The organism is Pseudooceanicola lipolyticus, assembly GCF_002786325.1.
GTDB lineage: Bacteria > Pseudomonadota > Alphaproteobacteria > Rhodobacterales > Rhodobacteraceae > Pseudooceanicola_C > Pseudooceanicola_C lipolyticus.
Map to the genome: position 1 here is coordinate 1 of NZ_PGTB01000128.1, position 12,085 is coordinate 12,085.

Below are 12,085 nucleotides of genomic sequence, written 5' to 3' on the forward strand. Positions count from 1 at the left end.
CTGACCGGCAGGGCATAGCCCACGATTCCCGGTTCGAATTCGCCGTCAGTGGCGGCAAAGCCCTGGTCGCGGATGGCCGCGACCGCGGCCAGGATCGCGGCGCGGTCCTGTAGCGACTCGGCGGTGTGCTGCGGCAGGGGCGCCGCCTGCACCAGCGGGCCGGCATCGGCTTCGCAGGCCAGCAACATGCGCCCCAGGCCGGTATGCAGCAGCGGCAAACGGCTGCCCAGGGTAAAGCCAAAGGAAACCGGGCCGTTCTGCACCGCCGACTGGGCCAGCAGCAAAACCTGGTGCCCGTCGCGGGTGGCCAGGGTGATCTCGTGCCCCAGCTCGGCGGCATAGTGGTTCAGCACCGGCTGCACGTCGCGGCCAAAGCGGTTGGCCTGCAGGAAGCCGCCGGCCAGCATCAGCACCTTCGGCGTCAGCCGAAAATCGCGCCCGTCCTGGCACAGATATCCCAGCTGCATCAGCGTCAGCGCGCCGCGCCGGGCGGTGGCGCGGTCCTGCCCGGTGGCGCGCGCCAGATCGGCCAGCGTCAGGGACGGGCGGCTGCCATCGAAGGCGGCAAGGATCGCCATGCCCTTGGCAAATGTGCTGGCGGTGCTGCGGTCTTGTGCTGGGGCAGACATTGGTGGGCCTTGGGTTTCGCTTGACATATCGCGGGGGGATCCCGCAGTCTGGTCGTATATAAAATGTTTTGTGCGATATGCGCACATTTGTCAACCAGCCGGATTGCCAGGGAGACCCAGATGATCAGCCAGGAGCAGAATGACAGCCTGACCCGTGTCGGGCCGGGCAGCGATGCGGGCAGCGTGCTGCGCCAATATTGGCAGCCCGCCGCGCTGAGCGATGAATTGATGCGCGGGCGGCCGGTGGTGCCGGTGCGGTTGCTGGGCGAGGATCTGGTCCTGTTCCGCGACAGCCAGGGCGAACTGGGCCTGATCAGCCGGCACTGTCCGCATCGCGGCGCCGATCTGTGTTTTGGCCGGCTGGAGGATAACGGCCTGCGCTGCCCGTTCCATGGCTGGCATTTCGACCGCACCGGACAATGTGTCGAACAGCCGGGCGAGCCCGAGGGCAGCCGGATGCACCAGCAGATCAAGACCGCCTCTTATCCGGTGGTTGAACGCAACGGCATCGTCTGGGCCTATATGGGCGTGGGCGCGCCGCCGGCCTTTCCCAATCTCGACTGTTTCCGCGCCCCGGAAACCCATGTCTTCGCCTTCAAGGGGCTGTGGGAATGCAACTGGCTGCAGGCGCTGGAAGTGGGCATCGACCCGGCGCATGCCTCGTTCCTGCACCGCTTTCTGCAGGACGAGGATCCGGAGGCAGGCTATGGCAAGCAGTTCCGCGACAAGGCGGGCAATACCGAGATGCCGATGACCAAGCTGCTGCGCGACTATCCGCGCCCGGAGATCCATGTCGAAGACACCGATTACGGCCTGCGCCTGACCGCGCTGCGACACCTGGACGATGGCCGCACCCATGTGCGCGTGACCAACCAGATTTTCCCCGAGGCGATCTGTATTCCGATGTCGCGCGAGATGACGATCACGCAATGGCATGTGCCGGTGGATGACGAAACCTGCTATTGGTATTCCATGTTCACCAGTTTCGACAAACCGGTCGACAAGGCGGTCATGCGGGACCAGCGGCTCCGGGAACACCGGCTGCCGGATTACGCGCCGCTGAAAAACGCGCGCAACAATTACGGCTATGACCCGGAGGAACAGGCGAAAGAGACCTATACCGGCATGGGTCTGGACATCAATGTGCATGACCAGTGGGCGGTGGAATCGATGGGCCGCATCCAGGACCGGACCCAGGAACATCTGGGCAAGACCGATGTCGGCATCATCCGCTTTCGCCGCAAGCTGCGCGCGGCGATCGCCGCCGCCAAGGCCGGGCAGTTCGCGGAATTGCCGATGAAAAACGGCACCGACCCGGCGGCGATTTTCGGGCCGGTCTGCAATGACAGCATCATCGCCGACAGCGATTGGGCCGGGGCCGGAGCGCTCAGCGACGCAGAGCGGCGGGCCGGCTGCCCGTGGGACGCCCGTGTCTGACGGCGCCTGGCGCGCGCCCGAAACGGCCGACGAGGTTCTGGCCCGCGTCGCCGAGGGCGGCATCGAAACCGTCCGCATCCTGTTCGTCGATCCGCATGGCATCCTGCGCGGCAAGACGGTCGTGGCGGCGGCGCTGGACTCGGCCTTCCGCACCGGCCTTGGCGTGCCCTCGACCCTGCTGCTGAAGGATACCGCGCAGCGCACGGTGTTTCCGGTCTGGTCCGAGGATCCGGGCCTGGCCGGGCCGCTGCAGGGGGCCGGCGATGTCATCCTGCATCCCGACCCGGCCACCTTCAAGACGCTGCCCTGGTCGCCGCATTCGGCCTGGATCCTGTCAGACGTCCATTTTCGCGACGGCACGCCAGTGCCGTTTTCCTCGGTTCAGGTCCTGCGCCGCGCCCTGGCCGGTCTGGAGGCCCGCGGCTGGACCGCCAAGATGGGGCTGGAGGTCGAATTCCACGTCTTCGCGCGGGTCGACGATGCGCTGGATCACCCCCGGACCACCATGCCGGGCGCGCCGGTCCGGACCCGGGCGCTGACGCAGGGCTATCAGTACCTTTCCGAAACCCGCTATGGCGAGGCCGAGGAGCTGCTCGACCTGCTGCGCCGATCGGCCCAGGCGATGGGGATGCCGGTGCGCTCGGTCGAGATCGAGATGGGACCCAGCCAGTTCGAGATTACCTTTGACCCGGCCGGACCGCTGGAACAGGCCGCGACCATGGTGATGTTCCGCACCATGGTGAAAGAGGTCTGTGCCCGACGCGGCCTGCATGCCAGTTTCATGGCCAAGCCGCAGCTTGAAAATATCGCCGCCAATGGCTGGCATATCCACCAGTCGGTGTCCGATGCCGCCGGGCGCAACCTGTTCATGCCGGACAAGGATGCGGTTTTGTCACCGGCGGCCTCGGGCTGGATCGCCGGGCTGCTGCAGCACGCGGCGGCGGCCAGCCTGCTGGTGGCGCCGACGGTCAACAGCTACAAGCGCTATCAACCCTTTCAGCTGGCGCCAAACCGCATCGCCTGGGGCGCCGACAATCGCGGCGCGATGCTGCGGGCGCTGACCGCGCCCGGTGACGCGGCCAGCCGGGTGGAAAACCGCGCGGCAGACAGTTCGGCCAACCCCTATTTCGCCTTCGCCGCCCAGCTTGCCGCCGGAATGGATGGGGTGACGCGGGGCCTCGTTGCGCCGCCGGCCACCACCTCGCCCTACGACACCTCGGCGGCGGCGCTGCCGACCAGCCTGGGCGCGGCGCTGGCAGCGTTCGAAGGCGCGGATCTGTTCCGCGACCTGTTCGGCGAATTCCCGGCCTATCTGGCGCGGCTCAAGCGCGCGGAATGGGACCGGTATCTTGCCACCGTGTCGGATTGGGAACAGGCGGAATATTTCAACCTGCTGTAGGCCACCGCCCGGAACCGTTGCGCGGCCGGCGACAATCGGGCGAAACCGCCACGCAAATACACCAGTAGGGCCGCGAAATCCCGGATGCGGCGGTTTTCTGCGGCGCAGCGATTGAACTGCGGCGGCGTCTTCCACATGCTGGGGGCAGGTGGCCTGCACGCAGGGCCGCCTTGCCGCCAACCGCAGGACATATTAGCCACTGTCGACATGACCCAACCCTCCCTCTCGTTCAGCCAGAAACTCGCCGACCTGCTGGGACGCGTCTATCCCGATCTCGATCCGCATATCCTGGCCAGCCACGTGGTCGACGCCTTCTGGCCCGAGGGCACCCATCGGCGCAAACGCTCGCGGGTGCCGGGCAACCGGCTGTGGTCGGAACAGGACGCGCTGCTGATCACCTATGGCAACTCGCTGATCGACGGCAAACACAAGCCGCTGGATCTGCTGCACGATTTCCTGGTGACCCGGCTGAAGGGCGTGGTGAACGGGGTGCATATCCTGCCGTTCTTTCCCTATACCTCGGATGACGGTTTCGCGGTGACCGATTATCGCGCGGTCAATCCGCAGCTGGGCGACTGGGCCGATATCAACCGGATCGGCGAGGCCTTCCTGCTGATGTCCGACCTGGTGCTGAACCATGTCTCCAGCCAGGGGCCCTGGTTCAACGCCTACCGCCAGGGCATTGCGCCCTACGACAAGTTCTTTTTCGAGGCCTCGCCCGAGGACGACCTGAGCATGGTGGTGCGCCCGCGCACCACGCCGCTGCTGCAGGAGGTCGACACGGTGGCAGGCCCCAAACATGTCTGGTGCACCTTCAGCCACGACCAGATCGACGTGAATTTCAAGAATCCCGAGGTGCTGCTGGAATTCCTGCGCATCATCCGGCTGCATATCGACATGGGCGTGCGGATCCTGCGGCTGGATGCGGTGGCCTTCATCTGGAAAGAACCGGGCACGCCGTCGATCCACCTGCCGCAGACCCATGCCATCGTGCGGCTGATCCGGCTGCTGTGCGATTTCACCACCGAACCGGTGGTGCTGCTGACCGAAACCAATGTGCCCAAGGCCGAGAATCTCAGCTATTTCGGCAATCGCAACGAGGCGCATGCGGTTTACAACTTTCCCTTGCCGCCGCTGATCCTGCACGCGCTGCAATCGGGCACCGCGCGCTATCTCAACAAATGGCAGCAGGGCATGCCGCCGGCGCAGCTGGGCTGCGCCTATCTCAACTTCTCGGCCAGCCATGACGGCATCGGCATGCGCCCGGCGGAGGGCGTTCTGCCCGAGGCCGAGAAAGACAAGATGATCGAGACGGTGAAATCGCTGGGCGGGCTGGTGTCGATGCGGATGCTGGCGGATGGCACCGAGTCGCCCTACGAGATCAACTGCACATTTTACGAGGCGCTGCGCGGCACCTTCCGGGGCGAAGACGACTGGCAGTTCGATCGGTTCATCTGCTCGCAGACCATCGTGATGTCGCTGGAAGGGATCCCGGCCTTCTACATCCATTCGCTGCTGGCCACGCCCAACGATCACGACCAGGTGGCGCGGCGCGGCATGAACCGGGCGATCAACCGGCACCGCTGGGATTACCCGACGCTGCTGGCGCAGCTGGACGATCCCGACTCGCCGCAGGCGCGGGTGCTGGGGGCGCTGTCGGCGCGGCTGAAACTGCGGGCGCGCCAGGTCGCCTTCCATCCCAATGCCACCCAGTTCACTCTGAACCTGGACGAGCGCATCTTCGGGGTGTGGCGCCAGAGCCTGGACCGCGACCAGTCGATCTTTGCGCTGCACAATGTCAGCGACGAGGTGGTAAACGTGGTGGCCTCGTCGCTGAACATGATCGAGGACGAGGACTGGGTCGACCTGCTGTCGGGCGAGCGGATCGAGAGCACCGGCGAGGACATCGTTTTGCAGCCCTATCAGTGCCGCTGGATCACCAACCGCGCGCCGCGCTGAGGCGGCGGGCAAAAGTCATCGATGACTTTTGACAAATTCTGTCGACAGAATTTGCATCCGCGGATGGGTGCGGATGCTCTGGCTGGCACAGGATCGCATCTCGCCGAAGGCCAAAAGTCATCGATGACTTTTGACAAATTCTGTCGACGGAATTTACCGCCGGTTCAGCTGAACTCCGCCTCGTCCGCCGCGGCTGCGGCGCGGAATTCCGACAGGAAGGACGGGTCGGCGGCGTGGATGCGGTTCCAGGTGGTGATAAACGGCGTCTCCTGCGGGTTGTCGAGGAAGATCTGCCCGGCCCGCATCAGGTTTTCGGCGAAAAGTTCGATCGCCTGCTCCTCGCGGTGGCGGTCGATGGCCAGCCCGTTCATCTTGGCGTCGTTGTAATAGGCGTCCAGCACATCCAGCGCGCAGCGGTAATAGGTTGCCTTCAGGGTGCGGAAGACATGCGAGGTGAACACCGTGCCATCGGCGGCGAGCTTGCGGAAGATCGCCTTGCAGATATCGGTCGACATCCGCGACAGCCCGGTCGAGGCATCCTCTTCGCTGAGATCCTGGTGCTTGTGATCATAGGCATCGGCGATTTCCACCTGGCACACAGCATGCGGCGCAAGATTGCGCCAGGCCTCGGACAGGATGCCGATTTCCAGGCCCCAGTCCGAGGGAATGCGCAAATCGGGCAGGATGCCGGTTCGCATGGCGAATTCGCCCGACAGCGGATAGCGGAAACTGCGCAGGTAATCGAGGTAGTCGCGGTCGCCGATCACCCGTTTCAGCGCGATCAGCAGCGGGCTGACCAGCAGCCGGGTGACCCGCCCGTTCAGCTTGCCCTCGCCGATGCGAGGATAATAGCCCTTGGCGACCTGGTAGGGGAAATTCGGATTGGCGACCGGATAGGTCAGCCGGGCCAGCAATTCGCGCGAATAGGTCAGGATGTCGCAATCGTGGATCGCCATCACCGAACTGTCGGCGCAGGCGATCAGATAGCCCAGGCAGGTCCAGACGTTCTTGCCCTTGCCGGGTTCCTCCGGGGCCAGCCCGATCTCGCCCAGCCGTTCGCCCAGCTGCAGCATCCGGGGGCTGTCGTTCCAGATCACGATATGGTTCTGCGGCAACTCCGAGAAAAACTGCCGCGCGTGACGGAACTGCGCCGCATCGGCCCGGTCCAGCCCGATGATGATGCGGTGCAGATAGGGCACCTCTTTCAGCTCGCTCAGGATGTTCGGCATCGCCGGCCCTTCGAGCTCGGAATAGAGGCAGGGCAGGATCAGCGAGATTTTGCGTGACTGGGCGAAGGTTTCCAGCTCATAGGTCATCTCCTCCAGCGACTTGGTGCGGAGATTGTGAAGCGTGGCGATATTGCCGTTCTGATGAAAATCCGCCATGCGCTGTTCCCTTTTGCTTAGGCCTTCAGATCCGAGAGTAGGTCCAGGATAGCCCGGTTCCAACCGGCAGGACCGGGTAAAATCGTGCGCCGGATGTGCCCGGCCGCTTCGCCCGGCTGTTCCGGCAGCGGCGTCGCGGCCGGGTTGGCGACGATGATGCCAAGATCGGCGGCGGCCAGCATCTCGGTATCGTTGGGGGCGTCGCCCAGGGCGACGGTGTGCAGCGGCCGCGCCGCGGCGGCGATCTCGCGCATCCGGTCGGCCTTGGTCTGGCCCAGCGACAGGGTCAGGAACCGGCCGCCGCGGCGTGCCGACACCCCGTGTTTTTGCAAGGCCGCGACAAAGGCTGCACAGCCTGCTTCCTCCCCCGACCACAGGCCGGGTTCGGAATGCTGGCGAGCCTTCGCGGCGGCGGCATCGGGGGCGGGCAGGCCGGTGCGCTCGGCCACCTCGTCTACCGTCATGTCGGAAAAGCCGCGAAAACCATCGCGCAGATCGGCGGGCAGGGCGGCCAGCGCCGCCAGAACGGTGCGATGGGCGCTGTCGCCGGCGCTGCCCTGCACCCCGGGCGGCAGTGTTCCGGCGCCGTTTTCGACGATGGCCGGCCAGTCGGCAAAGCCGACGGCCTCGCGCAGCGGCGCGATTTCGGCCGCGGTCTTGCTGCTGGCCAATACCAGTCCGGCGCCAAACGCGCGCAGCGCGGTCAGGGCGGGGCGCGCCGGCGACCAGTCATAGGAGGCGTGATCCAGCAACGTGCCGTCGAGATCGGTAAAGACGAGGAGCGGCAGGTTGGAACGCATGTTTCGGGCGGACAGTACCGTGTTGTTGGGCGGACTTTGATGGCGCAACGGCGGCCGTGCCCGTTTGGTTCCCCGTTGTTAGCGGTTCGCAGGCGCCGGGCCAAGGGCGCGCTTGCCCCAAGGTGATGGAAAAGCGGGCAGTTCCGGCAACGCGGCCCCGTTTGTCCACAGCTCCGCCGGGCTTGTTACAAATCTTTTGCAGCCCTGACACACAAGCTTGATGCAGCGCCCCTAGCGAGAGCGCGGAACAGAAGGGGGTCCTGATGCTGGTTCTTGAGAGCCTGACCAAACGGTTCGGTGCCAACCTGGCCGTTGACAGGGCGACGTTCAAACTCGACCGGCCCATCATGCTGGGCATTATCGGTCGGTCCGGCGCGGGCAAGTCGACGCTGCTGCGGATGATGAACCGGTTGACGGATGCCTCGGACGGGAGCCTGATGTTCGGAGGCCGGGACGTGCTGTCGCTGAAGGGCGCCGAGAAACGCGCCTGGCAGTCGCAATGCGCGATGATCTTTCAGCAGTTCAACCTGGTGCCGCGCATGGACGTGGTGTCCAACGTGCTGCACGGCACGCTGAACCGCCGCTCGACCTTTGCAACCCTGTTCAACCTGTTCCCGAGCGACGACATCCATCGCGCCATCGACATCCTCGATCGGTTGGGCATCGCCCAGCACGCTCCGAAACGGGCCGAGGCGTTGTCGGGCGGGCAGCAACAGCGCGTCGCCATTGCCCGGGCGCTGATGCAGGATCCGAAGATCATTCTCGCGGACGAGCCGATTGCCTCGCTCGATCCGATGAACGCGCAGGTGGTGATGGAGGCGCTGCGGCGGATCCACGAAGAGGACGGCCGCACCGTCATCGCCAACCTGCACACGCTCGACACCGCCCGGCGCTATTGCGACCGGGTGATCGGTATGCGTGACGGGCGCATCGTTTTCGACGGCACGCCCGCACAGCTGACCACCGGGGTCGCCCGCGACATTTATGGCGCGGACGAGACCTTTTCCGAGGAAGCGACATCAACCGAAATCCGCGACCCGCAGGGCGCGGCCGGCCGGATGCACGCCCCCGCCTGACACCTGACAATCATAGAGAGAGAGTACAGGACATGAAGAAAGTCATCGCAGCCGCGCTTGCGACCACCGTGCTGGCAGGCCCGGTTCTGGCGCAGGAGATCACCGAGTTCCGCATCGGCATCCTGGGCGGCGAAAACGCCCAGGACCGTCTGGCCAGCCACGCTTGCCTGCAGACCTATACCGAAGAAGCGCTGGGCGTTCCGGCCAAGCTGTTCGCCCCGGCCGACTATAACGGCGTGATCCAGGGCCTGCTGGGCGGCACCATCGACATGGCCTGGCTGGGCGCCTCGGCCTATGCCGCCACCTACCTGTCCGATCCCGAAGCGGTCGAGCCGGTGCTGGTCAAGATCAACCTCGACGGCTCCTACGGCTATCATTCGATCGGCTTTGCCCGCAAGGACAGCGGCGTGACCTCGCTGGATGACATGCAGGGCAAGAAATTCGGCTTTGGCGATCCCAACTCGACCTCGGGTTACCTGATCCCGTCGATCGAGATTCCCCAGGCCACCGGCGCCAGCATGGAAAATGGCGACTATTTCGGCGAGGTCGTCTTTACCGGCGGTCACGAGCAGACCATCGTTGCCGTCAACAATGGCGATGTCGATGCCGGCGTGACCTGGGCCGACGGCCAGGGCGCCTGGGAAGACGGGTACAACTCGGGTGCGCTGCGCAAGGCGGTGGATGCCGGCCTGATCGACATGAACGACCTGGTGGAAATCTGGCGCTCCAAGCCGATCCCGGAAGGCCCGATCGTGCTGCGCAAGGCGCTGCCGGACGAGGTCAAGGCGACCATGACCGCGCTGGTGGACGGCATGTACGACGCCGATCCGGATTGCACCTACAACATCTCGGCCGGTGAATCGCTCGGCTTCGACCCGATCGCTCACGAGGCCTATCTCTCGATCATCGAGGCCCGCAAGGCCAAGAGCAACTAAGCTCTGGCAGTCCCCCAATCGGGCCCCGTGCGCGGTCGCGGGGCCCGGTCTGCTTGTCGAGGTCCGGATGGCCCATATCATTGATTCTGCGCCGCGCGCCGATACGCGCGCGCATTACCTTGCGCTGGTACAGCGCAGGCGCCTTTACGGCGGTCTGACCTTGGCGCTGTTCGGGCTGATGATGGTGTCGGGCTTTATGCTGGCCGATGCCCGCAATGCCGGCGGTTTCTGGTCCGGGTTGCCGCAGATCCTGGACTTCCCGGCCGATGTCTGGCGCGACGCCTCGACCAAGCTGCACCTGCTGCCCGGCCACCTTGTCGATTTCTTTCCCGCCCTGCTGGAGACGCTGAACATCGCCGCCGCCTCGACGCTGATCGGCGCGGTTGCGGCGATCCTGCTGTCGCTGCTGGCGACCCGCGGCCTGGCGCTGTGGCCGGCGATGATCCCCGTGTTCCGTCGGGTGATGGACATCATGCGCGCGGTGCCCGAGATCGTCATCGCGCTGGTGCTGATCTTCGTTTTGGGCGGGGGTCCGGTGCCGGCGATGATCGCCATCGCCTTCCACACCGCCGGCGCCCTGGGCAAGCTGTTTTCCGAGGTCAACGAAAACGCCGACCTGAAGCCGGTCGAGGGGCTGGCCTCGGTCGGGGCCAGCTGGGCGCAGCGCATGGCGCTGGGCGTGGTGCCGCAGGTCTCGCCGAACTGGATCAGCTATGCGCTGCTGCGGTTCGAGATCAATATCCGCGCCTCGGCCATCCTTGGCTTTGTCGGCGCGGGCGGCATCGGATACGAGCTGAAAAACGCCATGTCCTGGGGCCAGGGCAAGTTCGACGAGGCGGCGGCGATCTTCATCCTGCTGTTCCTGACCATCGTGTTCTTCGATCAGCTGTCGGGCTATCTGCGCGACCGCTTCATCGGCACCGAGGTGCGCACATGACCGACACGGCGCTCTATGCCGCGGCCGACCGCAGCTTTGCCCGCAAACGCCTGATCGCCTTTGCGATCCCGGCGGTGATCCTGCTCTATCTGGCCTATGTCTTCCTGGCCTTCGATATTCCGGGCCTGGCCCAGCGCGCGCGGCTGGACAATGCCCAGACGCTGATGGCGGACATCTACAGCTATAAGACCCATGTCACCCGCGACAACCGTTCGGGCGAGGTGACCGTCGCCATCGAAGGCGAGCGCCGGGGCACCTATCCGCAGGGGCAGGCGCCGGACTGGGTCACGCTGGAGGGCGCGCGCACGGTGATCGACCTTGGCGGCGGCAACCGGGTGACCTTCCTCCCCGACGCTGCGCTCAGCTTCGAAATAGCAGGATACGGCACCGTCGCGGCACGCATAGATGGCCGCCAGGTGGTGGCGGATCTGCCCGAAGACCTGCCCGACTGGGTGTCACTGTCGCGCAGTCGCCTGGACCTGCGCACGCCGGCCGGGCGGGTGTCGCTGACCCGCAACCGCACCGAGGTGTTCCGCTATGCCTTCGGGTGGGAGCTGTTCTTTTTCACCCTGGACAGCCCCTATCACGGGGTCTCGCCCGCGGCCCTGGCCTTTGGGCCGCAGCTTGACCCGGCCCGCTCGAACCTGGCCGGCGCCTGGGCCGATTTCTGGGGCAATGCCATGTGGCACCATGCCGATGTGGCTTGGGCGATTTTCGAAACCATCCTGATGGCTTTCCTCGGCACCTTCGGCGCCGCCATCGTCGCGCTGCCGCTGGCCTTTCTGGCGGCGAAGAACTTTGCACCGCTGCGCAGCCTGCGCTTCTTGTTCCGCCGCATCTTCGACTTCCAGCGCGGGGTCGATGCGCTGATCTGGACAATCCTGTTGTCGCGCGCCTTCGGTCCCGGCCCGCTGACCGGTGCGCTGGCGATCCTGCTGACCGACACCGGCAGCTTTGGCAAGATATTCTCGGAGGCGTTGGAAAATGTCGACAAGAAACAGATCGACGGCGTGACCTCGACCGGGGCCAAGCCGGTCCAACGGTATCGCTTTGGCGTGATCCCGCAGGTGACACCGGTGCTGCTGAGCCAGGTGTTGTATTTCCTCGAATCCAACACCCGCAGCGCCACCATCATCGGCGCGATCACCGGCGGCGGTATCGGCCTGCTGCTGACCCAGGCGATGATCACCCAGAAAGACTGGGAAGAGGTGACCTATTACATCGTTCTGGTGGTGCTCATGGTGATGGCGATGGACAGCCTGTCGGGCTGGTTGCGGCGCCGCCTGATCCGTGGCGATGACGGCGGCCACTGAGGCGGCTTGTCCCGGACGCCGGTCCGGCGATAGGTTCGCCCGATAGGTCAGCCGGGAGCAGAAGGGAATGAAACGATCACCGAACCGCGCCGCCGCGCCATGGGCGAAACCGTGATCCTGCTGTTGCGCGCGCTTGCCCTGCTGGCGCTGCTGGGCGGTCTGGCCGCCGCCGCCTTCGTCCTGGCGCCGCGGTTTCTGCCGGCGCCACCGGTCCG

Annotated in this window: 10 protein-coding genes; 7 read left to right on the forward strand and 3 right to left on the reverse strand. The window is 65.4% G+C overall.

The features are described from left to right. Positions 1-629: IclR family transcriptional regulator domain-containing protein (locus tag CVM52_RS19740; protein WP_100164144.1), on the reverse strand; the 629-nt coding region annotated here is incomplete at its 3' end. Between the two features lie 120 nt (positions 630-749). On the opposite strand from CVM52_RS19740, the gene CVM52_RS19745 reads away from it, so the two are divergent. The 3 genes from CVM52_RS19745 to CVM52_RS19755 all read left to right on the forward strand — a co-directional run bounded on the left by CVM52_RS19745 (position 750) and on the right by CVM52_RS19755 (position 5,424). Further along, the gene (locus CVM52_RS19745; RefSeq protein ID WP_100164145.1) at positions 750-2,066 is read left to right on the forward strand and encodes an aromatic ring-hydroxylating dioxygenase subunit alpha; all 1,317 of its coding nucleotides are present in this window, start codon (positions 750-752) and stop codon (positions 2,064-2,066) included. Continuing rightward, positions 2,059-3,465, forward strand: a complete 1,407-nt coding sequence (locus CVM52_RS19750) for a glutamine synthetase family protein (RefSeq protein ID WP_240621009.1) — start codon at positions 2,059-2,061, stop codon at positions 3,463-3,465. Before CVM52_RS19745 ends, CVM52_RS19750 begins: the two co-directional genes overlap by 8 nt. A gap of 207 nt (positions 3,466-3,672) precedes the next feature. Beyond that, positions 3,673-5,424, forward strand: coding sequence for a sugar phosphorylase (locus tag CVM52_RS19755; protein ID WP_100164147.1), 1,752 nt, complete (start codon positions 3,673-3,675; stop codon positions 5,422-5,424). 164 nt (positions 5,425-5,588) lie between these two features. Here the strand turns inward: CVM52_RS19755 and CVM52_RS19760 are convergent, their stop codons facing one another. Both CVM52_RS19760 and CVM52_RS19765 read right to left on the reverse strand, forming a co-directional pair. Next, a complete protein-coding gene (locus tag CVM52_RS19760; protein WP_100164148.1) occupies positions 5,589-6,809 on the reverse strand; it encodes a glycosyltransferase family protein in 1,221 nt (406 codons plus the stop codon). A gap of 17 nt (positions 6,810-6,826) precedes the next feature. Continuing rightward, positions 6,827-7,609 (reverse strand): HAD-IIB family hydrolase, encoded by a 783-nt coding sequence (locus CVM52_RS19765; protein ID WP_100164149.1) that lies wholly within the window; start codon positions 7,607-7,609, stop codon positions 6,827-6,829. A 263-nt stretch (positions 7,610-7,872) separates the two neighbouring features. Between CVM52_RS19765 and phnC the strand changes: the two genes are divergently transcribed. The 4 genes from phnC to phnE (CVM52_RS19785) all read left to right on the forward strand — a co-directional run bounded on the left by phnC (position 7,873) and on the right by phnE (CVM52_RS19785) (position 11,870). Beyond that, positions 7,873-8,685: a phosphonate ABC transporter ATP-binding protein gene (phnC, locus tag CVM52_RS19770; RefSeq protein ID WP_100164150.1), complete on the forward strand. Its 813-nt coding sequence runs from the start codon at positions 7,873-7,875 to the stop codon at positions 8,683-8,685. A gap of 32 nt (positions 8,686-8,717) precedes the next feature. Further along, positions 8,718-9,620, forward strand: a complete 903-nt coding sequence (phnD, locus tag CVM52_RS19775) for a phosphonate ABC transporter substrate-binding protein (protein ID WP_100164151.1) — start codon at positions 8,718-8,720, stop codon at positions 9,618-9,620. A 67-nt stretch (positions 9,621-9,687) separates the two neighbouring features. Then, positions 9,688-10,557 (forward strand): phosphonate ABC transporter, permease protein PhnE, encoded by an 870-nt coding sequence (gene phnE / locus CVM52_RS19780; protein WP_100164152.1) that lies wholly within the window; start codon positions 9,688-9,690, stop codon positions 10,555-10,557. Continuing rightward, positions 10,554-11,870, forward strand: a complete 1,317-nt coding sequence (gene phnE / locus CVM52_RS19785; RefSeq protein WP_100164153.1) for a phosphonate ABC transporter, permease protein PhnE — start codon at positions 10,554-10,556, stop codon at positions 11,868-11,870. Before phnE (CVM52_RS19780) ends, phnE (CVM52_RS19785) begins: the two co-directional genes overlap by 4 nt. Positions 11,871-12,085: the final 215 nt, after the last annotated feature.

Bases quoted from the DNA above. Each gene is read 5' to 3' on its own strand.
- CVM52_RS19745 (WP_100164145.1), top strand. From the start codon at position 750: ATGATCAGCCAGGAGCAGAATGACAGCCTGACCCGTGTCGGGCCGGGC.
- CVM52_RS19755 (WP_100164147.1), top strand. From the start codon at position 3,673: ATGACCCAACCCTCCCTCTCGTTCAGCCAGAAACTCGCCGACCTGCTG.
- CVM52_RS19760 (WP_100164148.1), bottom strand. From the start codon at position 6,809: ATGGCGGATTTTCATCAGAACGGCAATATCGCCACGCTTCACAATCTC.
- CVM52_RS19765 (WP_100164149.1), bottom strand. From the start codon at position 7,609: ATGCGTTCCAACCTGCCGCTCCTCGTCTTTACCGATCTCGACGGCACG.
- phnC (WP_100164150.1), top strand. From the start codon at position 7,873: ATGCTGGTTCTTGAGAGCCTGACCAAACGGTTCGGTGCCAACCTGGCC.
- phnD (WP_100164151.1), top strand. From the start codon at position 8,718: ATGAAGAAAGTCATCGCAGCCGCGCTTGCGACCACCGTGCTGGCAGGC.
- phnE (WP_100164152.1), top strand. From the start codon at position 9,688: ATGGCCCATATCATTGATTCTGCGCCGCGCGCCGATACGCGCGCGCAT.
- phnE (WP_100164153.1), top strand. From the start codon at position 10,554: ATGACCGACACGGCGCTCTATGCCGCGGCCGACCGCAGCTTTGCCCGC.